Source organism: Streptomyces viridosporus T7A (genome assembly GCF_008704515.1).
In the GTDB taxonomy this organism is placed as follows: domain Bacteria; phylum Actinomycetota; class Actinomycetes; order Streptomycetales; family Streptomycetaceae; genus Streptomyces; species Streptomyces viridosporus.
This window is the reverse complement of record NZ_CP023700.1, coordinates 3893577-3913375: the sequence shown is the minus strand read 5'-3', so window position 1 is coordinate 3913375 and position 19799 is coordinate 3893577. Positions and strand designations below refer to the sequence as shown.

Sequence of the window (19799 nt, the reverse complement as noted above, 5' to 3'; positions counted from 1 at the left end):
CGAGTACGAGGACGAGGACAGACGTGCCCACCGGCAAGGTCAAGTGGTTCAACAGTGAGAAGGGCTTCGGCTTTCTCTCCCGCGACGACGGCGGTGACGTCTTCGTCCATTCCTCGGTCCTCCCCGCCGGAGTCGAGGCGCTCAAGCCGGGACAGCGCGTGGAGTTCGGCGTGGTCGCCGGACAGCGCGGCGACCAGGCGCTCTCCCTGACCCTCCTCGACCCGACCCCGTCGGTCGCGGCGGCCCAGCGCAAGAAGCCGGACGAGCTGGCCTCCATCGTCCAGGACCTGACGACGCTCCTGGAGAACATCACCCCGCAGCTGGAGCGGGGCCGCTACCCCGACCGCGCCGCCGGCAAGAAGATCGCCGGCCTGCTCCGCGCGGTCGCCGACCAGCTGGACGTCTGAGGCGGCCGGGGACCCGTCCGGCGGGTCTTCTACGGGAACCGCAGCGCGTCCGGGCCGAGGGGCGGCACCAGCCCCTCGGCCGCCGCACGGGTGAGCAGTCCCCGCACCGCCGCGTAGCCGTCCTCGCCGAGGTCGGCGGTGAACTCGTTGACGTACAGCCCGATGTGCTGGTCGGCGACGGCCGGGTCCATCTCCTGGGCGTGCTCCAGGACGTACGGGCGCGACGCCTCGGGATCGTCCCAGGCCGCCCGCACGGACGTGCGGATCGCGTCGGCGAGCCGCGTCAGCGTCCCGGCGCCCAGCGACCGCCGGGCGATGATCGCGCCCAGCGGGATCGGCAGCCCGGTGGTGCGCTCCCAGTGCTCGCCCATGTCGGCGAGCCGGTGCAGCCCGTAGTCCTGATAGGTGAAGCGCGCCTCGTGGATGACGAGTCCCGCGTCGACCTTCCCGTCCCGCACGGCCGGCATGATCTCGTGGAACGGCATCACCACGATCTTCCCGACACCGCCCGGCACGACGTCCGCCGCCCAGAGCCGGAACAGCAGGTACGCCGTCGACCTCTCGCTCGGCACGGCGACCGTGCGTCCCGCGAGGTCCAGCCCTTCCTCCCGCGTCAGCACCAGCGGCCCGCAGCCCCGCCCCAGCGCGCCCCCGCAGGGCAGCAGGGCGTAGTCGTCCAGGACGTACGGCAGCACCGCGTACGACACCTTCAGCACGTCGAGCTCGCCGCGCTCGGCCATGCCGTTGGTGACGTCGATGTCGGCGAAGGCGACGTCGAGGTCGGGCGCGCCGGGGACGCGGCCGTGGGCGAGGGCGTCGAAGACGAAGGTGTCGTTCGGGCAGGGGGAGTACGCGATCCGCAGGCGCTGCTGCTCAACTGTCATGCCGGTTCCAACTCTCCAGGACGGGTGCGAGCTTCCCGAAGCCCTCGGTGAGGGCGCTCAGGGCGTCGCCGATGCGCCAGGCGCCGCGGTCGCGCGGGCCGACGGGGTTCGACACCGCCCGCACCTCCAGCACGGGCACCCCGTGCGCGGCGGCGGCCTCGGCGACCCCGAAGCCCTCCATGGCCTCGGCGAGGGCGCGGGGGTGGCGGGCGCGCAGCGCGGCGGCGCGGGCGGCGGTCCCGGTCACCGTCGACACGGTGAGCACGGTGCCGGTGAGCGCGCCGGCCGCGGCGGCGGCGTCGCGGACCAGGGCGGCCGGCGGGCGGTGGGTGACGGTGCCGAAGCCGAGGTCGGTGACCGGCAGGAACCCGTCGGCGGTCTCCGCGCCCAGGTCGGCCGCGGTGATCTCGTCGGCGACGACGAGGGAGCCGAGGGGCGCCTCGGGCGGGAAGCCGCCGGCGATCCCGGCGCTGACGACGAGGCGGTAGGGGGCGTCGCCGAGGGCGGCCGCGGTGAGGGCGGCGGCGGTGGAGGCGGCGGCGAGGGCGGGCCCGACACCGGCGGCGAGGACGTCGGGGCCGGTGGGGGTGCGCAGCAGGGTCGCGCCGGGCAGCGGCACCTCGAGCGGAGGACCGGGGAACGCCTGCGCCACCGCGTCCCGTTCGACGGGGACCGCGGTGGCGACGAGGACGCGCGGCGCCGAGCGGGTCAGGAGCCGTCGTCCTTCTTCAGCCGGAAGGACCACAGACCCGTGGCCCCGTTCTCGCCCTCCTGGACCGACACCAGGGTGGAGTTGCCCTGGGCGCCGTACTGGGTGTTGAAGAACACGCTGCCCGGGATGGTGCGGTAGGTCTTGGTGCTGGAGTCGGTCAGCGGCCGGCCGTTCATCAGGATGGTCCAGCCGTTGTCGGCGATCTCCGGGTCGACGCCGAAGCGCACGGTCTCCTCGGGGTCGACCGAGATCTCCTTGATGTCCTTGTCCTTCAGGCACGCGGTCAGGTTGGAGGCCTTCAGGGCCTTGCCCTCGCCGCCGCAGGTGGCCTCGGAGCTCACCGAGGAGCTGCCCACGGTGATCGTGGCCATCGCCGTCGGCTTGTCGCACGCGGACAGGACGAGCAGTCCGGCGGATACGGCGCCTACGGTGGCGACGACACGGCGGCGTCGCACGGCGCGGTGACTCTGGGCGGCTGCGCCGCGGAGCAACGTGGTCATGGGCGAAAGGCTATCGGGCGGACCCGGCCGCCCTCCCACGCGGGGGTGCGGCGTGGCCGGAGCGTTACGCCACCCGCGCCCGCCCCGTGCTCCCGTGCCGGGCGGAGACGACCAGCCCGCGGACGGTGGTCAGCCAGCCCGCGGCGACGATCGCCGCGCCCACCGCGAGCCCCAGCGGGCCGATCAGCGGCATCACGATGCCGATCGCCCCGCCCAGCACCCAGGCCATCTGCAGCAGCGTCTCGGACCGCGCGAACGCCGACGTCCGCACCAGCTCGGGCACGTCCCGCTGGATCAGCGCGTCCAGCGACAGCTTGGCCAGGGCCTGCGCGAACCCGGCGATCGCGGCCAGGCACGCCACCAGGACCGCGCCGAAGAACACCGCGGCCGCGATCGTCGCGCCCAGCACGCAGGCCACCACCGTGACGATGATGATCTCCGGGGCGCGGGACCTGAGCCAGGCCCCGACCGCCGTACCGAGCGCGTTGCCCGTGCCCGCCGCCACGCCCACGATGCCGAGGGACACCGCGGCGCTCTGCCCGGTCATCGGGTGCTCGCGCAGCAGGAACGCGAGGAAGAAGATCAGGAAGCCGGACAGGCAGCGGATGGAGGCGTTGGCGCCCAGCGCGTGGGTGACGGCCGGGCCGACCGTGCGCAGTCCGGGACGCTGGGCCGCCTTGCGGTACGGCCCGTGCAGGTGCCGCTCGTCGGCGGCGAGCAGCGCGACGTCCTCGCCCTTGGCGGAGTCCACCCCGGGCGGCAGCCGGAAGGACAGGAACATCCCCGTGACGAAGAGGACGAAGGCGCCGTACAGCGGCCAGCGGGGACCGATCTGCTGCAGCCCCGCGCCGATCGGCGCGGCGATCCCGGTCGCCAGCAGCCCGCCGAGCGTGACCCGCGAGTTCGCCTTCACCAGGGAGAAGGTGGGCGGCAGCAGCCGGGGCACGACCGCGCTTCTGACCACCCCGTACGCCTTGGACGCGACGAGCACGCCGAGCGCGGCCGGGTACAGCTGGATGCTGCCGGTGACGACCGCGCCGGACAGCACCAGGGCGAGCAGCGCCCGCGCGAGCATCGCACCGGCCATCGCGGCGCGGCGGCCGTGCGGGACGCGGTCCAGGAGCGGGCCGATCACCGGGGCGAGGAGGGTGAACGGCGCCATGGTGACGGCGAGGTAGAGCGCGACCCGGCCGCGGGCCTCGTCGGTCGGCACCGAGAAGAAGACGGTGGACGCGAGGGCGACCGTGATCATGACGTCGCCGGCGCCGTTCACCCCGTGCAGTTCGATCAGCTTGCCGAGCCCGGACTCCCCGGCGCCGTGCGCGTGGGTCACCCGGCGGATGCCGCGTGCGGTGCCGGTCACCGGGAAGCGCAGGGCCCGGCCGAACGCGCGGAGGCGGCCGTCCGCCCGGCCCGTCCCGGCGCGTCGGCCGCTTTCCCTGACCCCCTTGACCCTTTTGGACCCACCGGTCCCGGTGGCGTCCTGGGGTGTCCTCGCGGTAGCCACGACGTCATAGTGCCCCGAGACCCCGGTGCGTAGTGCCCTGACGTCGCCGTGGACGGCGTCCCGGATGCGGCCGTCCGTCCGATCGGCCCCGGTGCACGGCGTTCCGGGGCGGCTCCGCGCGGTGCGCCGCGGCCCGGGAAACCGGCGCGCGGGACACCGGAACAACCGTCGGTGTAGGCCCAGCGCACGCGAACAGGTAGCGTGCGTATCTCAGCCATCCCGCAGAATGGATGGAGGCGCGCCCGAGCACGATCCGGCGCGGACGTCGACGCGGTCCCCCGGTCCGCTCCGTCCGCCCTCGCGCTGGGAGTGGCGCACTCGTGAGACGGCGTAGGAGAGAAGCGATACCTGTGAGCGCAGCGACAACGCGAAGCCGCACCCCCGATCGTCTGTGCGCCGAGGCCGTCGACCTCGCCCGCGCCGCAGCCGAGGAGGTCGCCGCGCCCGGGGTGGTCGGGGAGCACCAGGGGATGGTCTCCGAGGGCGACCGCGTGGTCACGCACTTCTTCGAGTGCAGGGAGCTCGGCTACCGCGGCTGGCGCTGGGCCGTCACCGTCGCCCGCGCCTCCCGCGCCAGGATCGTCACCGTCGACGAGGCGGTCCTGCTGCCCGGCCCCGACGCCGTGCTCGCGCCGGAGTGGGTGCCGTGGAGCGAGCGGCTGCGCCCCGGCGACATGGGCCCCGGCGACCTGCTGCCCACCGACGCCGAGGACCTGCGCCTGGAGCCCGGCTTCTCCGGCGAGGAGGAACCGCCGCCGAACTCCGCGGTGTCCGGGGAGATGGCCGAGCTGGTGGAGGCCGAGGACGCCGAGGTCACCGAGGGCACCCCGGCCCACCTGGCCACCGCCCCCTCGCGCGGCTCCATCGCGGCCGTCGCCGAGGAACTCGGCATGCGCCGCGCCCGGGTGCTGTCCCGGTACGGCCTGCACACCGCCGCCGACCGCTGGGACGAGGCGTTCGGCGCCAAGACCCCGATGGCCCAGGCGGCCCCCGCCTCCTGCGTCAGCTGCGGCTTCCTCGTCCCCATCGGCGGCTCCCTGGGCCAGGCCTTCGGGGTGTGCGCCAACGAGTTCTCCCCGGCCGACGGCCGCGTGGTCTCCCTGGCGTACGGCTGCGGCGGCCACTCCGAGGCAGCGGTCATGCCCAGGCCGCCGCAGCCCGCCCCGCCGGTGATCGACGAGACCCGTGTCGACCCGTTCCCGCTGCGTCCGGCGTCGGACTCGGGATCGGTGCCGGCGACCGAGGACGAGGCGTCGGCGGACCTGGGGCACTCGTAGGGCACGCTCGGACGGTCACGGGGGCCCCGGCGGCCGACGAGCACGGCGCAGGACGTCCCCGCCGACGGGCTCCGTCCCGGCGAGGGCCGCCGGGAACGTCCCGGGGGCCCGCTCAGCGGTCGACCGTGCCGACCGCTTCGCCGGCGGGGCCGTCGGTCTCGGGGACGCCGCTCTCGGGCCCGAGGGGGCGGCCCTCCCAGTGGAGCGCCCGCCAGCCCCGGTCGGGGGAGCCGGCGAGGACGACGACACCGGTGTTCCGCAGCGCGTGGTCGGCGGCGTACGACACGTCGACGTTCTCCGCCCGGGCGGCCACCCACATGCGGATCGCGGCGCCGTGACTGACCATCGCCACCGTCCGGGCCCCGGTCCCGGCGGCCTCGTCGACGACGGCGTCGAAGCGCTCGAGGGCCTCCACGCCGTTCTCCCCACCCGGCATGCGCAGCCCGGTGTCCCCCGCCGACCAGGCGAAGGCGGTGGTGAGGTACGTCCGGACGGCCTCGTCGTCGCCGCGCATCTCCAGATCGCCGGCGGAGATCTCCCGGATCCCGTCCCGGATCCGGACCTCCAGCCCCCTCGCGTCGGCCAGCGGCGCGGCGGTGAGCTGGGTGCGCACCAGCGTCGACGCGTAGAGGACGTCGATCTCCTCCGCCGCCAGCGCCTCCGGCAGGGCGGCTGCCTGCTGCTCTCCCAAGGGCGTCAGCCCGGGGCCCGGTTCCGCGGTGTCCAGGAGGTGCTTGAGGTTGGAGGGGGTCTGGCCGTGGCGGATGAGCAGCAGACGCATGTAAGGGTCTACCTCCCGGATAGCTGATGACGTCCTCCCACTCTGCCACTCGGCGGTGCCCGCCACGGCGGCGGGTGGTCGCCGGCCGGTGCTACAGGTTGTCCCCCCAGCCGCCCTGGATCATGGTCTGGAACGCCCACTTCCCCTCCCGCCTGACCAGGATGTCGGCGTACCGGAGCCGCTGGGAGTGACCGTCCGCGGTCATGGTCGAGTCGGTGAAGACCACGGCCATCGAGGGGGACAGGAACACCGGGGTCCGGGTGGACTCGAAGGTGATGTCCTGGTCCCCCTCGCCCATCACCCGGGTCATGGTCGCGACGAACCGCTCCCGGTCCCACTGCGCCGACCGGCCGTCGCCCGAGGAGTCGTCGCTGACGAGGTTGAGCGGGAACACCGCCATGTCCGCCATGCGCTCGACGTCCCGCCGGCCGCTCGCCGCGTCGTACTCCGCGAACCAGGCGTCCAGGCTCGCGCGGTCCTCGGGGGTGGGGGTGTATCCGGTGTCGGGGAGGAAGGTCATGTGGGCTCCTTCGAAGGACGGAACGGAACGGGAACCGCGACTAGTCAATTTTGTCTAGCTGGCCGCACGGGAGAAGGTATACCTCTTCGGCATACTGGTAAAACTTGATTAACGGGTCCCCTGCGTGACCTGAGTCACGGCAGGGGAAGTGGGTCCGGTCACTCGTCCTCGAAGATCTCTTCGGCCTTCGGTGCGGTGACGGCGCGGGCGAGCCAGCGGCGGAGGAGTTCGGGGTCGGTGCAGTCCGTGACGCGCCTGCGGACGTCGTCGGAGACGTCGAGGCCGCGTTGTTCGAGGACGAGCAGGACGTCTTCGGCGCCTCGCTGGGCGCGGCCTTCGTCGCGGATTTCTTCGGAGATGTAGGACTTGTAGAAGGAGAGGTCCACGGCCACCAGGTTCCTCCAGAGGTGCTTGGCCGGGCGGTTGCCCAGGCCCTGTGCGGTGAATTCGACGACCGGTTCGGCGGCGTGTGTGATGGCCGCCAGACTGGCCGGGACCAGGTCGGCGCGGGCCTCCTCCGGATCGGTGATCACCGGCATGTTGTGCGGTCCGGCGACCAGGGGGCGCAGGGCGGCGGCGATCCGGGTCGGGCCCTCCGGGAAGCGGGCGGCGAGGGTCTTGACGTCGGCCGGGGCGCCGGTGGGGAGGGGCTGGAGGTGGCAGGCCGGTCCGATCGCCAGGAGGGAGGGTTCCCGGTGCTGGGTGAGGTGGTTGCCGATCACCGTGAAGCGGGTGGTGTGGCGGGTGTTCTCGTGCGTGGCGCCCGAGGGGTGGGCGGAGGAGGGGCGCACAGGAGAGCGCCGGTTCGCCCGGGAGGGGGTCGGTTGCCGTCAAGGGCTGACCGGGCACGTGGGGGCGCGCTAGGGTTTTGCGTATCCATCGGGAAGGTCTCGTCTTCCTTGGTGGTCAGGCCCTCGCACTGGGATGCCAGTCCCGGCGGGGGCCGAAGTCTTTTCTGCGGTGGTGTGCGCTGAGCGTAAAGCCGCGGGGCACCCGAAAAGCCGGCCGAGCGGTGATGTTCACCCGCCCGAGTGAGCGCAGGTCCCGGGCGGGAAAGGGTGGGTTCGGTGGGGGGTCATTTCCCTTTCGCGTTCCTTGGGAAAGGCGCCGACCGCACCGGAACTTGAGGAATCGGGTTCCGGTGGCGTGAAGCGCGAGGGTCGGCGATTTTCCGGTTCACGTCACTCAGCGTGGCGGCGTGTGCGTACCGTGAGAAGTGACTCAGCGCATGCGTACGGTCACTGTCCGGACGTTGTCCGGTGCTGTCGTGACGGTGCCGACGGGCCGTACGGGCAGGCCGCTGGTGCACATCACGGACGGTTCGACGGAGGGGCGCGGCATGGCGGTCGGGGTGGAGACGGGACAGCTCAGGAGCGAGGCGGACGAGCCGGGGTGGGAGGTGGACCCGGACGACGAGTGGGGCGTGGCGGTCATCACGACCGTCGGGCGGCAACTGAGGCTGCGCCGCGAGGCGGTGGGGATGCGGGTTGCCGACTTCGGCAGGGCGGTCGGCTACGGCGAGGACCTCGTCTACAAGATCGAGGGCGGCAAGCGGATCCCCCGCCGGGAGTTTCTGGACAAGGCCGACGAGGTCCTGGGCGCGGGCGGCCTCATTTCGGCGGCCTGGGAGGACGTGAAGAGGGTCCGGTATCCAAGGAGCGTGCGGGCGTTGGCCGAGTTGGAGGCCAAGGCGGTCGAGCTCGGGGTGTACGTGGGGCTCAGCATTCACGGCTTGTTGCAGACACCGGAACATGCGCGTGCCCTGTTCGAGGCGTGGCAGCCGCCGTACTCGGAGGAGGAGGTGGAGCGTCTGGTCGCGGCTCGCATGGCACGCAGGGCGATCTTCGAGCGTTCCCCGGCCCCGGCCCTCAGCTTCGTCCTGGAAGAGACGACGCTCCGCCGACGAGTCGGAGGCACAATGGTGTGGCGCCAGCAGCTCGAACACCTCTTGCGGACGGCCCAGTTGCGTAACGTCACTTTTCAGGTGATGCCGACGAGCGCGGGGGCCCACCCCGGGCTGAACGGCAGGATCGAGGTGCTGAAGTTCGCCGACGGCACGGCGGCAGGCCGTTCCGACGGTGCCTTCAACGGCCGACCGACTTTCGATCCGAAGCAACTGCGGATCCTCGAACTGCGGTATGGGACGATCCGAGCGCAGGCTCTCACCCCTCGGGAGTCGCTGGCCTTCGTCGAGCGAGTGCTTGGAGAGACATGATCCGCAAGGCTTCTGCCGGGGATGGTTCCGAACCGGCGTGGTTCAAGAGCAGTCACAGTGACGGTCCCGACGGCAACTCCTGCGTCGAACTCGCCCTCACCCCCGGCACTGTCCACGTCCGTGACTCCAAGGACGTCGAAGGCCCCCGCCTCGCCTTCGCCCCGGACGCGTGGGCGCGCTTCGTGCCGTACGCGTCCGGGAGCTGAGGGCGCCGCCCGGTCCGGGACGTGCGCGAGCCCCGGTGGCGGGTGCCATCGGGGCCTCGGGCGTTCATGCGGGTGCCGGTTCCCCGGGTGGGGTGTCGGCGGCCCAGGTGTGTCAGCGGTGGGAGTTCAGGAACTGCATCGGGTTGATCGCCGAGCCGTAGTTCGGGGTGGTGCGGATCTCGAAGTGCAGGTGCGGGCCGCTGGAGTTGCCGGTGTTGCCGGACAGGGCGATCTTCTGGTCGGTCTTGACGATCTGGCCGACCTTGACGTTGACCTGCGACAGGTGGGCGTACTGGGAGTACACGCCGTTGCCGTGGTTGATCACGACGGCGTTGCCGTAGGCGGGGCCGTCGCCGGCGCCGTTGGGGCCGGCCTTGACGACGGTGCCGCCGTGGGTGGCGTGGACCGGGGTGCCGGTGGGCACGGCGTAGTCCTGGCCGCTGTGCTTGGAGGCCCACATGCCGCCGTTCTGGGCGAAGCTCGCGGTGAGCTGGTAGTTCTTCACCGGGTCGACCCAGGAGGCCTGCTTCTTGGCCGCGGCCTGAGCGGCCTGGGTCTGGACGGCGGTGGCGGCACCGGACGCGGCCGTGGTGTCGGCGGCGGCGACCGCGACCCCGGCTCCCAGCACGACCGAGGCGCCCAGGCCGGCGGCCAGCACGGCCGCACGGTTGCGGATCAGGGACGTACGGGGGAAACGGGACGTGACGCGCTGGGACATCGAAACCTCATGGGGGAGGGAGCAGAGGAAAACCACCGGCGGAACGGGTCCGTGCCGCGGTGGCCGTTCCTTGGTAGCCCGAGCCGCGCAAAAGCCGCAAAGGTGTGACCTACGACGAAACTTCGTACGTCAGGAGTGAGACGTACGTCTCTTGACGGAGGGTGCCAACCGGGCGGAAGCCCCCATTTCAAGCCGATCGGTCAAGCCTTCGCCGTAAATGTCCGTTTTGGTTTCAAGTGGTTTCCCACTATTTCGGCTAGTACCGGACATTCGTCCTGTGTGGCTTGTCACGGGGAGACCGGTTCGGACGTTTCACGAATGTGGCGCGCGTCTCCGTCCGCTCCTCGTCCGCCGACCCGCTCGGTGGGGAGGGAGTGGGGGAGAGGCGTCCGGGAGGGTGACGACGTCCGCCTCGGGCAGGAGGCGGCGGGCGGCGAGGGGCACGGGAGCCTCAGGGGCCCAGCAGCTCCAGCGACACCCACAGCGCGACGGTCGACGCCAGCAGCGCGGCGGGGACGGTGAGCAGGCCGAGGAGGGTGAACTCCTTCAACCGGACGTCGTGCTCGTGGTGGTGGACGATGCGCCGCCACAGCAGGGTGGCCAGGGACCCGGCGTAGGTGAGGTTCGGGCCGATGTTGACGCCCAGCAGGACGGCCAGGACCGCGCCGGGACCGGACGGCGCGGCCAGGGGGGCGAGGGCGAGGACGGCCGGCAGGTTGTTGATCAGGTTCGCGAGCAGCGCGGCGAGCGCGGCGGTGCCCAGCAGGGCGGGGAGCGTGGCGCCGTCGGGCAGGACGGCCCCGAGGGCGTCCTCGAGGCCGTGGTCCAGCACGGCCCGCACCACCACGCCGAGGGCGAGGACGAAAGCGAGGAACGGCGGGTCGGCGGCGCGCACCAGCGCGGCGGGAGTGGTGTGCCGGCGTGCCAGGGCACGGACGGCCAGCACGGCCGCGCCGGCCGTCGCGGCCCACGCCGGGTCGATGCCGAGCGCGGACGCCACGGCGAACCCGGCCAGCGTGGCGCCCACGGTCACCAGCGCGAACAGCGGCATCTCCACGGGCTCCTCCGCCTCCGCCCCCGTGACGGGCGCGTCGAGGTCGGCGGCGAAGAAGCGGCGGAAGACGGCGTACTCGACGGCGACGGCCACCAGCCACGGCAGGGTCATCAGCAGCGCGAAGCGGGTGAAGGTCAGCCCGGTGGCGGCGAACGCGAGCAGGTTGGTCAGGTTCGACACCGGCAGCAGCAGGGACGCCGTGTTCGACAGGTGCGCACCGGCGTAGACGTGGGGGCGGGGCCGGGTGCCCATGCGGGTGGCGGTGGCGAACACCACCGGTGTCAGCAGGACCACGGTGGCGTCCAGGCTGAGCACGGCGGTGATCGTCGAGGCGAGGGCGAAGACCGCGCCCAGCAGCCGGCGCGGCCGGCGGCGGGCCCAGCGCGCCATCCAGGTCCCGCAGGCGTGGAAGAGCCCCTCGTCGGCGCAGAGCCGGGCGAGCACCAGCACGGCGGCGAGGAACCAGATCACCGGCCCGAGCCGGGCGGCCTCCCCCCGCACGGTCTCCAGGGAGATCGCACCGGTCGCGATCACGACACCGGCCGCGGGCACGGCGAAGGCCGCCTCGGGCCAGCGGAAGGGACGGACGACGGCGCACACCAGCACCACGACCAGCGCGGCGACGGACAGGGACTCCAGCAGCACGGCAACGATCATCGCTGCGGGCAGGCGAGATCCGCGCACCGCCCCGGCCGACCGGACACGATCGACCGTCACCAGATCGGTGACCACCGCGGAAAAGCTCACCGCCACCGCATGAACGCCCTGTCACGGCCGGCTCCTGGACGAAGCGGCGATCGACTGCCGGCAGCGGTGTCGCGAACCAAGTCGTAAGGCCTCGGCCGCTTCTGTCCTGCTGCCGTGTGCGGCTTCTGCACGGGCCGTGGCCGGGCCCTGACGGAGCCTGGGCAAGAAGTCATCTCGTTCGGTCGACTCGTTCGGTCGACTCGGCATTCTGCGGGTCCTGGTGGGGATGAGGGAGCGATTGGTGCCGGACAAGGTGGGGGAGTTGCTCCGGCGGGTGGTACCGGAGGCGCCGTCGCGGCCTCAGGGGGTGGCCGGCGTCGGTGCGGTGACCGGGAGGTGCCGGCCGCGATCGCGTTCGTGGCCACGTCGGGTTGTGCCTGGCCGCAGGTGCCGTCGGCGTCCTTCGGGCCGTCGGGGCGACGGAGGACGGGGAAGAGGGCGGGTCTGCGTGGTGAAGTGGGGGCCTCTGATGACTCCGACAGCAGGGAGCGTTCCTTCCGATGACCACACAGCCCGCACGCCCTGAGCGCAGCGGTCCCGAGACCGCCTCGGTCATAGATGCCTCGCCGTTCAAGCCTTCTCTCGTCAAAGCGGTGTTCAGGGACGTGACCCCGATGCACGTCTCTCGGTCGGCCGCGTGGGCCGCCGCGTCGGTGACGCGGACAGTGCTGACGGAGATCATCGACGGCGCGAGGAGAGCGGCGGCGGAGGAGGCCCGCAAGAAGCTGGTTCCCGGGGACCTTCTCTCGGCGATCGACCGGAACGTCGAGCTCGAGGTGGGGAGCAAGTGGTACGACCACAGCCCGACGTTCCGAGGCCTGACCGGTGTCCTGTACGACGCCGAGGGGGTCGTCGTGCCTTCTCGTAAGCGCAGCAGGTCCCGCAGACCGAGTGCTGTGGTCGGCGCCCACAGGTTCGAGGCCGGGGTCAAGAAGCTGCTGCGGAGCCGAGGGGCGACGGCCGTCCCCGCGATGGTCCGCGACCTGGACGGAATCGCGAGCGTGTTCCTGACGGACCTCGCCCGGGACGCGGCCATGGTCGTCCGCGAGGGCGGGGTCAAACGTTTCGGTACGGTCACCCTGGTGATGCCGGGCGAACCGGCCCCACCCCCGTTCCTCGAGGATTCCCTCCGGGCCCTGTCCACCCGCAGGGGGGACAGGCGGACCATCGGCAGGGATGACGTCCTGGCCGCCACCACGATGCAGTTGTTCGGGGGCAGCCTCAGGCGGCGAGCCCTCACCGAAGCACGCGAGGCGCCACGGAACACTTCGTCCGGCTGAGCGGGTGCGGCCGACATCGCCGCCCGCGCCCTCATCCGCTCCCGCAGACTCGCCGGACGAGACGGCCTCCAAGCCCTGCTTCCCACGCACACTGCGGTTTCCCGCTGACCGACCGGGTCGCTTCCCGGACGGCGGAGGCCGGCGGATTGTTCCGCGGTGCCTCACGGCCGGTGATGACCACGGGGCGGTACGGGGTGTCGTCCGGCCCGACGAAGCAGCGGAGCAGCCGTGCCTTTCCGGCGGAGGAGACGCCCGGCCCCGTACGGGACGGTGCGCACGTGCTTCGGGCGGAGGGGTACCTTCGGTCTCACGCCGATGAGGGCTGATGAGGGCCGATGAGGAGAGTCAACGTGAGCAAGTACGTGCGGCCCGCCGCCGAGGGGGCCGACCCGTTCGGTACGGCGCGTCTGCGGCGCGGCGTCCTGGACGCCTGGGCCACCAGCCCCGCCCGGTTCCGGGAGGACGCCAACGCCGAGGAGGACCTCGTCCTCGGCGGCTACCGGGACCGCCTCGTCGTCGAACTCGCCCAGAACGCCGCCGACGCCGCCGCCCGCGCGGAGGTGCCGGGGCGGCTGAGGCTCACCCTGCGCGACGGCGTCCTCGTCGCCGCGAACACCGGTGCGCCGCTGGACGCGGCCGGGGTGGAGTCGCTGTCCACCCTGCGCGCCTCCGCCAAGCGGGACGCGCCGGAGCGGTCCGTGGGCCGGTTCGGCGTCGGGTTCGCCGCCGTCCTCGCCGTCACCGACGAGCCCGCCGTCGTCGGCCGGCACGGCGGGGTGCGCTGGTCGCTGGCCGAGGCCCGCGAGCTCGCGGACGACACCGCCCGGAACAGCCCCGGCCTGGGGGACGAGATCCGCCGCCGCGACGGGCACGTCCCGCTGCTGCGCCTGCCCTTCGCCGCCGAGGGCACCGCCCCCGTCCCGTACGACACGGCCGTCATCCTGCCCCTGCGCGACGCGGCCGCCGCCGACCTCGCCGAGCGGCTGCTGCGCGCCGTCGACGACGCCCTGCTGCTCGCCCTGCCCGGCCTGGAGGAGGTCGTCGTCGAGATCGGCGACAACGCGCCCCGCACCCTGAGCCGCCGGACCGAGGGCACCCTCACCGTCGTCGAGGACTCCTCCGAGGGCACCACCCGCTGGCGCACCGCCGCCGCGCACGGGCCGCTCACCCCCGACCTGCTCGCCGACCGCCCGGTGGAGGAGCGGCTGCGGCCCCACTGGTCGGTCACCTGGGCCGTCCCCGTCGACACCGACGGCACCCCCGCCCGGCCCCGTACCAGCCCCGTCCTGCACGCCCCCACCCCGAGCGACGAGCCCCTCGGCGTCCCCGCCCTGCTCATCGCCTCCTTCCCGCTGGACTCCACCCGCCGGCACGTCGCCCCCGGCCCGCTCACCGACTTCCTGGTGCAGCGCGCGGCGGACGCCTACGCCGGACTCCTCGCCGAGTGGCGCCCGGTGAACGCCGGGATCATCGACCTCGTGCCCGGCCCGCTCGGCAAGGGCGAGCTGGACGGCGCGCTGCGCCAGGCGGTCCTCGACCGGCTGCCGCGCACCTCCTTCCTGCCGCCCGCCGCCGGGCCGCGCGAGCGGGACGACGACTCCGGCCTGCCCGAGTCCCTGCGGCCCCGGGACGCCGAGGTCGTCGAGGGCGCGGGCGCGGACACCGTGCGGGTGCTGGCCGAGGTGCTGCCGACCCTCCTGCCCGCCGGGCTGGAGCGCCGTGCCGAGCTGCGCACCCTCGGCGTCACCCGCCTGCCGCTCGCGGACGCGATCGACCGGCTCGCGGGACTGGAGAAGGCGCCCGACTGGTGGCGGCGGCTGTACGAGAGCCTCGCGGGCGTCGACCCGGACCGGCTGTCCGGGCTGCCGGTGCCGCTGGCCGACGGCCGGACCACGATCGGGCCCCGCCAGGTGCTGCTGCCCGGCGCGGAGGCCGCCCGGACCGACCCCGAGGTGCTGGCCCGGCTCGGGCTCAAGGTCGCCCACCCGGACGCCGCCCACCCCCTCCTGGAGAAGCTCGGCGCCCTCCCGGCGACCCCGCGCGCGGTGCTCACCACCCCGCAGGTGCGGGCCGCCGTCGCGGCGTCCCTCGACGACGAGGGCGGGGTGAACTGGGAGGAGGACGCCCCCGAGGCCGAGGAACTCGCCGACATCGTGCTCGGGCTGGCGCGCGACGCCGGACTCGAACCCGGTGACGAGCCCTGGCTGGGCGCCCTCGCCCTGCCCGACGAGGACGGCGAACTCTCCCCGGCCTGCGAACTCGTCTTCCCCGGCGGCCCGTTCGCCCGCGTGATGCGCGAGGGGGAGCTCGCCGCCGTGGACGCCGAGCTGGCCGGGAAGTGGGGCGAGCAGCCGCTGGCCGCCTGCGGGGTGCTGGTGGACTTCGCGCTGGTCCGCGCCACCGACGTGGTCCTCGACCCGGACGAACTCGAGCCCCGCGAGGGGGACTTCCCCGAGCCCGACGACGCGGGACTGCTGGACGCCGTGGACGTGTGGTGCGAGGACGTCCTGGACCGCTTCCCCGACAGTCCGGTGCCGCCGGTCGCCACCGAGATCGTCGCCGTGCGCGACCTGGACCTGGTGGACGACGACCGGTGGCCCGAGGCCCTCGCCCTGCTCGCCCGGCCGCCGCTGCGCGACGCCCTCACCCAGCCGGTGCGGATCCTGCTGCACGACGGCACCCACGAGGTCGTCCGCCCCTACACCGCCTGGTGGCTGCGCGGCCACCCGGTGCTCGACGGCCGCCGCCCGGCCGGACTGCGCGTCGCCGGCGGCGACCCGCTGCTGCGCGGCCTGTACGACGAGGCCGACGCGACCGGCTTCGACGACGAGCAGGTGCTGCACGCGCTCGGCGTGCGGACGTCGGTGTCCGCCCTGCTCGACGAACCGGGGGGCGCCGCCGAACTCCTCGACCGCCTCGCCGACCCCGACCGCGAGGTCACGGCGGCCCAGCTGCACGCGCTGTACGGGGCGCTGGCCGAGCTGGACCCGGAACAGGTGACCCTGCCGGACGAGGTGCGCGCGGTGCTCGACGGCCGGGTGGAGGTGGTGGACGCCGCCGACGCGGTGGTCGTCGACTCGCCGGACCTGCTGCCGTTCACCGGGGGCGTGGCGCTGCTGCCCGTCCGGCCGTCGCGCGCCGCCGACCTGGCGGAGCTGTTCCAGGTGCGCAGGCTGAGCGAGTCCGTCACCGGACGGGTCGACTCCGAGGGCACGGAGCACGACGTGCCCGAGCCGGTGCGGGTGCTGCTCGGACCGCGCACCCCGTCCTCGTACGTCGAACACGAGGAACTCGTCGTGGACGGGGTGGAGATCGACTGGCGGCTGACCGACGACGGTGTGCTGCACGCGGCCACCCTGGAGGGCGTCGCCGCCGGACTCGCCTGGGCGGCCGGCCAGTGGCCGCGCCGCTTCGAGGTCGCGGCGCTGCTGGAGGGCCCGTCACGGACGGAGGAGCTGGCGCGGGACCGCTGGTTCGACTGAACCCGGCGACTTCCGCACGAATTCTTCACCTCGCGTACAACTATTCGCCCGAGTGGTGGATCTGATCCTGCGAGTCAACAGACTCCACGATCACTTGGGCCCCGTGCCGACGACGAGCCGTTGGGGACGACCAGAGCCGGGGCCCCTTCCTCCACCTGGGGAACGCATGCGTATTCGAGCCACCGTGGCCGCCGTCTCCGGCGCCCTGGCCCTCACCGCCCTCGCCGCCCCGGTCGCGCAGGCGGACGGCGGGTACGGCGACACCACGATCACCAAGGTCGTCGTCGACGGCGACAACAAGGTGTCCGTGGGCACCTCCAGCCCGAAGACCATCAAGGTCAGCGTGACGGCCAAGGACGATTCGGGCATCCAGGGTGCCGAGCCGTTCGTGCTGAAGGGCCCCGACCACGGGTACTTCACGACCGGCAAGCCCAGCTGCAAGGCGACCAGCTCCACCACCTCCACCTGCACCGCCTCGGTACTGGTGGACCCGAAGGTCGACTACCTCTACAACACCAACGCCGGTACCTGGTACGTCGACGCCTGGATCGACGCCAAGGACGACGACTTCGTGTGGAGGGAGAAGGCGGGCTCCTTCAAGTTCCAGCGCGCCTCCCAGCTGACCGTCAACGCCTCCCCCGAGCCGGTGAAGAAGGGCAAGACCATCACGGTCACGGGCAAGCTGTCCCGCGCGAACTGGGAGACCGGCAAGTACGCCGGTTACACCGGCCAGTCCGTGAAGCTGCAGTTCCGCAAGAAGAACTCCAGCACCTACACCACCCTCAAGACCATCAAGACCGACTCGAAGGGCAACCTGAAGACCACCGTCAAGGCCTCCGCCGACGGCTACTTCCGCTACTCCTTCGCGGGCACCACGACCACCCCGGCGGTCAACGCCACCGGTGACTTCGTCGACGTGAAGTGACGTGAGGTAACGACGACCGTCGCGCGCCGGGACGGGCCGCCGCATCCCGCGGCCCGTCCCCGCGCGCTCACGGGCGCCGGTGCCCGGCGGTCAGGACACCAGGGGCCCCTCCTCCAGCTCCGTCAGCCTCACGGTGCACAGGCCGCCGCGCCCGGCCACGACGTCCGTCACCTTCAGCCGGGTGCCCGGCAGGAGGACGAACTCCTCCTCCCCGGTGAACGCGGAGAAGTCGCGGATGCCCACCGCCCGGGCGGGGACCACCTCGAACAGCGTCCGCTTGCCGCGGCTGCCGAGGAACGCCTTGGCCACACCGAGCTCGGACGTGCACGAGGACACGCCCCACCAGGTCACGGTCCGGCCGAGCGGGTACTGCGCCCGCAGGTCCAGCGACACCCCGCGCCACAGCGGATCGGTCCGCACGGGCAGCCGCGACACCGCCGAGAACAGCAGCCGCAGGTACGGCAGGTAGGGGACGAGCCGGGTCCGGTCCGGGGAGCGCAGCACGGCGTTGATCTCCCGGTAGAACGCGGACTCGCAGGTGTAGAGGTGGAGGGCGGCGACCGCGTCGGCGGACAGGCCGCCGGGCGCCTCGTCCGCCCGCCGCTTGCCGAACTCGTACGACCGGTCGACGTGCCGGTCCAGCCCGCGCAGCAGTGCCGCGACCGGGGCGACGGCCTCGCGGAAGTCCATGAGCGGGGTGTCGAAGACCCCCGTGATCGCGGGAAGGACGAGCCCTTCGTCCCGGACGCCGGAGAGCCGGTCGAGGTAGAGCTGGTGCAGCTCCATGGTGGACGCGATGAACGTGCCCATGCGGTCGGCGACGTCACCGGCCCCGCCGGTCCCCGCCGCGGGATCGTTCCAGCCGGTGCTCGGCAGCCAGTCGATCTCGTCGGCGCCCAGCGACGCGAGGGCCTCGTTCACCGTCCCGAAGGGGTCGCCGTCGCAGAAGACGTCGCCCTGCGCCGCGGGGTTGGCGTGGTCGATGTGCCGGACCTCGACCCCGGGGTACTTCTTCTGGAGCCGCAGGACGACCTGCTTCAGGCTGCGCGCGTGCGCCCCCCACCACGCGAAGACGACCCCGCGGTCCTCCTCGTCGGCGTCCTGCTTGGCCCTGAGGATCTCCTCGACGATCCGCTCGGCGACCGGCCGCCAGAACCTGGTGTGCCGGTCGGTGCCGATCGACCCGTCGCCGCTGGCCGTCAGCGCCGCGTTCAGCAGCAGCACGCCCTGGGTGAGCATCGCCTGGAACCACTCCGGGGGCTGGACGGTGTCCTGCTCCCTCAGCAGCGCGCGGACGTCGGCTATCGGGGTCTTCTTGGGGATGCCGTACTTCCACATCGCCGCCGCCTTGATGATGCAGCGGATGCTGACGACCCTGCCGAACTGGCTGTCCTTCCAGTCGTGGAAGGTGTTGTCGAACATGGCGATGCCGGTGGCGCTCTCCGGCCGCGGGTACGGGTTCTGGCCGAAGACGACGACCTTCCACCGGTGCGGCGCGTGGGGCTTGAGCGCCTGGAAGGTCAGTTCGCGGACGGGGACGACCTCCGGGCCGCGGCCCGGACCGATGAACGCGGCCGCGTCCGGCTGCGCCTCGATGACCGGCCGCAGCAGCGGGAGCCACGGTTCACCGCCGCCCTCGAACAGCTCCGTGAGGCCCAGCGGGTCGTTCGGGTCGGGTGCGGCAGAGGTGTGGGCGTCGCTCATGGCGGAGGGCTCCGGAGGGTCGAACTGCGCTGCTGGCAGCACTGGCTGACGAAGTGCCCACGACGCTAGACCGGCCCACTGACACTCCCCGCCCGGTCCGCGGGGCGCCGGCCGGCGCGGGAGGCGCTGTCAGTGGGGCGCGGTAGCGTCCCGGCCAGTTGAGTGATCGTTCCCGATCGGAGGGGGCCATGACCGTGGACCGTGCGCAGTCGCCGCTCAGGGTGGTGCTGACCGACATCAACAGTGCGGTGGTGGAGGCGTGGCGGGCGGCCTTCGCGGACACCCCCGGGGTCGAGATCCGCCGGGGGTCGATCCTCGACGAGGACGTCGACGCCTGGGTCAGTCCCACCAACTCCCGGGGCCGGATGGACGGCGGGGTCGACGCGGTCATCAAGCGGTACCTCGGCGCGGGCATCCAGCTGAAGGTGCAGCGGGCGATCCGCGACCGGTTCGGGGGAGAGCTGCCGGTGGGCAGCGCGGTGTGCGTCCCGTCCGGGGCGGTCAGGCCGAGGTTCCTGATCTCGACGCCGACGATGCGGACGTCGTCGCAGAACGTCAGCGAGACCCTGAACGTGGCCCTGGCCTGCGCCGCCGCGTTCCAGGCGATCCACCAGCAGAACAAGCGGGAGCCGGGCACCATCCGCTCGGTGGCGCTGGTCGGCATGGGCGCCCGAACCGGCCGGGTGCCGGCGCGGGTGTGCGCCAACCTGATGTGGACGGGCCACACCCTCTTCCAGGACCACTCCTTCGAGGACTACGACGACCTGCGCGGCACGATCCTCGCGCAGCTCGACGACCTCGAGAGCGCGCCCGCGGAGAAGCGGGTCCGCATCACGCCGCCCCGGCGCGGCGCCACGCGCCGCTGACGGGGGCTCCCGGC

The 19799-nt window shown here is 73.0% G+C and carries 18 protein-coding genes; 8 read left to right on the top strand and 10 right to left on the bottom strand.

The window, feature by feature from the left end:
* The first annotated feature begins 23 nt into the window (after positions 1-23).
* Complete coding sequence (locus CP969_RS34450; protein WP_004986619.1) at positions 24-407, top strand: cold-shock protein; 384 nt, start codon at positions 24-26, stop codon at positions 405-407.
* 29 nt (positions 408-436) lie between these two features.
* On the opposite strand, the gene CP969_RS17980 is transcribed toward CP969_RS34450, so the two are convergent.
* The 4 genes from CP969_RS17980 to CP969_RS17965 form a co-directional block, all read right to left on the bottom strand.
* Entirely contained in the window at positions 437-1291 is an 855-nt protein-coding gene (locus CP969_RS17980) for a 1,4-dihydroxy-6-naphthoate synthase (RefSeq protein ID WP_004986622.1), read from the bottom strand.
* Complete coding sequence (locus CP969_RS17975) at positions 1281-2036, bottom strand: futalosine hydrolase (protein ID WP_016825720.1); 756 nt, start codon at positions 2034-2036, stop codon at positions 1281-1283. The genes CP969_RS17980 and CP969_RS17975 overlap by 11 nt, the downstream gene beginning before the upstream one ends.
* The gene (locus CP969_RS17970) at positions 2000-2503 is read right to left on the bottom strand and encodes a hypothetical protein (RefSeq protein ID WP_016825721.1); all 504 of its coding nucleotides are present in this window, start codon (positions 2501-2503) and stop codon (positions 2000-2002) included. The genes CP969_RS17975 and CP969_RS17970 overlap by 37 nt, the downstream gene beginning before the upstream one ends.
* 64 nt (positions 2504-2567) lie before the next feature.
* Complete coding sequence (locus tag CP969_RS17965; protein ID WP_026085084.1) at positions 2568-4010, bottom strand: MFS transporter; 1443 nt, start codon at positions 4008-4010, stop codon at positions 2568-2570.
* 350 nt (positions 4011-4360) lie between these two features.
* Between CP969_RS17965 and CP969_RS17960 the strand changes: the two genes are divergently transcribed.
* On the top strand, positions 4361-5287 hold the full coding sequence (locus CP969_RS17960; RefSeq protein ID WP_004986626.1) for a DUF3027 domain-containing protein: 927 nt from the start codon (positions 4361-4363) through the stop codon (positions 5285-5287).
* A gap of 112 nt (positions 5288-5399) precedes the next feature.
* On the opposite strand, the gene CP969_RS17955 is transcribed toward CP969_RS17960, so the two are convergent.
* From CP969_RS17955 to CP969_RS17945, 3 genes are all read right to left on the bottom strand, one after another.
* On the bottom strand, positions 5400-6068 hold the full coding sequence (locus CP969_RS17955; RefSeq protein ID WP_004986627.1) for a histidine phosphatase family protein: 669 nt from the start codon (positions 6066-6068) through the stop codon (positions 5400-5402).
* Between the two features lie 91 nt (positions 6069-6159).
* The gene (locus tag CP969_RS17950) at positions 6160-6588 is read right to left on the bottom strand and encodes a DUF4440 domain-containing protein (protein WP_016825724.1); all 429 of its coding nucleotides are present in this window, start codon (positions 6586-6588) and stop codon (positions 6160-6162) included.
* Positions 6589-6746: 158 nt separating this feature from the next.
* Complete coding sequence (locus tag CP969_RS17945; RefSeq protein ID WP_016825725.1) at positions 6747-7379, bottom strand: hypothetical protein; 633 nt, start codon at positions 7377-7379, stop codon at positions 6747-6749.
* Positions 7380-7927: 548 nt separating this feature from the next.
* Here CP969_RS17945 and CP969_RS17940 point away from each other — a divergent pair.
* A complete protein-coding gene (locus CP969_RS17940; RefSeq protein ID WP_026085085.1) occupies positions 7928-8803 on the top strand; it encodes a helix-turn-helix domain-containing protein in 876 nt (291 codons plus the stop codon).
* Positions 8800-9009, top strand: a complete 210-nt coding sequence (locus CP969_RS17935) for a DUF397 domain-containing protein (RefSeq protein ID WP_004986631.1) — start codon at positions 8800-8802, stop codon at positions 9007-9009. Before CP969_RS17940 ends, CP969_RS17935 begins: the two co-directional genes overlap by 4 nt.
* Before the next feature lie 112 nt (positions 9010-9121).
* Here CP969_RS17935 and CP969_RS17930 read toward each other — a convergent pair whose 3' ends face one another.
* Complete coding sequence (locus CP969_RS17930) at positions 9122-9727, bottom strand: M23 family metallopeptidase (RefSeq protein WP_016825727.1); 606 nt, start codon at positions 9725-9727, stop codon at positions 9122-9124.
* Positions 9728-10178: 451 nt separating this feature from the next.
* Positions 10179-11438 carry an SLC13 family permease gene (locus tag CP969_RS17925; RefSeq protein WP_171817494.1) on the bottom strand — a complete coding sequence of 420 codons (1260 nt, stop codon included), beginning with the start codon at positions 11436-11438 and terminating at the stop codon, positions 10179-10181.
* Positions 11439-12028: 590 nt separating this feature from the next.
* Here CP969_RS17925 and CP969_RS17915 point away from each other — a divergent pair.
* From CP969_RS17915 to CP969_RS17905, 3 genes are all read left to right on the top strand, one after another.
* The gene (locus tag CP969_RS17915) at positions 12029-12808 is read left to right on the top strand and encodes a hypothetical protein (RefSeq protein WP_016825729.1); all 780 of its coding nucleotides are present in this window, start codon (positions 12029-12031) and stop codon (positions 12806-12808) included.
* Between the two features lie 350 nt (positions 12809-13158).
* Positions 13159-16290, top strand: coding sequence for a sacsin N-terminal ATP-binding-like domain-containing protein (locus tag CP969_RS17910; RefSeq protein ID WP_016825731.1), 3132 nt, complete (start codon positions 13159-13161; stop codon positions 16288-16290).
* A 166-nt stretch (positions 16291-16456) separates the two neighbouring features.
* Entirely contained in the window at positions 16457-17215 is a 759-nt protein-coding gene (locus CP969_RS17905) for a hypothetical protein (RefSeq protein WP_026085087.1), read from the top strand.
* A 90-nt stretch (positions 17216-17305) separates the two neighbouring features.
* Here CP969_RS17905 and CP969_RS17900 read toward each other — a convergent pair whose 3' ends face one another.
* The gene (locus CP969_RS17900; RefSeq protein WP_016825733.1) at positions 17306-18919 is read right to left on the bottom strand and encodes an ADP-ribosyltransferase domain-containing protein; all 1614 of its coding nucleotides are present in this window, start codon (positions 18917-18919) and stop codon (positions 17306-17308) included.
* 188 nt (positions 18920-19107) lie between these two features.
* Here CP969_RS17900 and CP969_RS17895 point away from each other — a divergent pair, with 188 nt between their 5' ends.
* Positions 19108-19785, top strand: coding sequence for a macro domain-containing protein (locus CP969_RS17895; protein WP_016825734.1), 678 nt, complete (start codon positions 19108-19110; stop codon positions 19783-19785).
* The last annotated feature ends 14 nt before the right edge of the window (positions 19786-19799 follow it).

Bases quoted from the DNA above. Each gene is read 5' to 3' on its own strand.
- CP969_RS17950 (WP_016825724.1), bottom strand. From the start codon at position 6,588: ATGACCTTCCTCCCCGACACCGGATACACCCCCACCCCCGAGGACCGC.
- CP969_RS17955 (WP_004986627.1), bottom strand. From the start codon at position 6,068: ATGCGTCTGCTGCTCATCCGCCACGGCCAGACCCCCTCCAACCTCAAG.
- CP969_RS17970 (WP_016825721.1), bottom strand. From the start codon at position 2,503: ATGACCACGTTGCTCCGCGGCGCAGCCGCCCAGAGTCACCGCGCCGTG.
- CP969_RS17930 (WP_016825727.1), bottom strand. From the start codon at position 9,727: ATGTCCCAGCGCGTCACGTCCCGTTTCCCCCGTACGTCCCTGATCCGC.
- CP969_RS17905 (WP_026085087.1), top strand. From the start codon at position 16,457: ATGCGTATTCGAGCCACCGTGGCCGCCGTCTCCGGCGCCCTGGCCCTC.
- CP969_RS17940 (WP_026085085.1), top strand. From the start codon at position 7,928: ATGGCGGTCGGGGTGGAGACGGGACAGCTCAGGAGCGAGGCGGACGAG.
- CP969_RS17925 (WP_171817494.1), bottom strand. From the start codon at position 11,438: ATGATCGTTGCCGTGCTGCTGGAGTCCCTGTCCGTCGCCGCGCTGGTC.
- CP969_RS17935 (WP_004986631.1), top strand. From the start codon at position 8,800: ATGATCCGCAAGGCTTCTGCCGGGGATGGTTCCGAACCGGCGTGGTTC.
- CP969_RS17900 (WP_016825733.1), bottom strand. From the start codon at position 18,919: ATGAGCGACGCCCACACCTCTGCCGCACCCGACCCGAACGACCCGCTG.
- CP969_RS17895 (WP_016825734.1), top strand. From the start codon at position 19,108: ATGACCGTGGACCGTGCGCAGTCGCCGCTCAGGGTGGTGCTGACCGAC.
- CP969_RS17915 (WP_016825729.1), top strand. From the start codon at position 12,029: ATGACCACACAGCCCGCACGCCCTGAGCGCAGCGGTCCCGAGACCGCC.
- CP969_RS17980 (WP_004986622.1), bottom strand. From the start codon at position 1,291: ATGACAGTTGAGCAGCAGCGCCTGCGGATCGCGTACTCCCCCTGCCCG.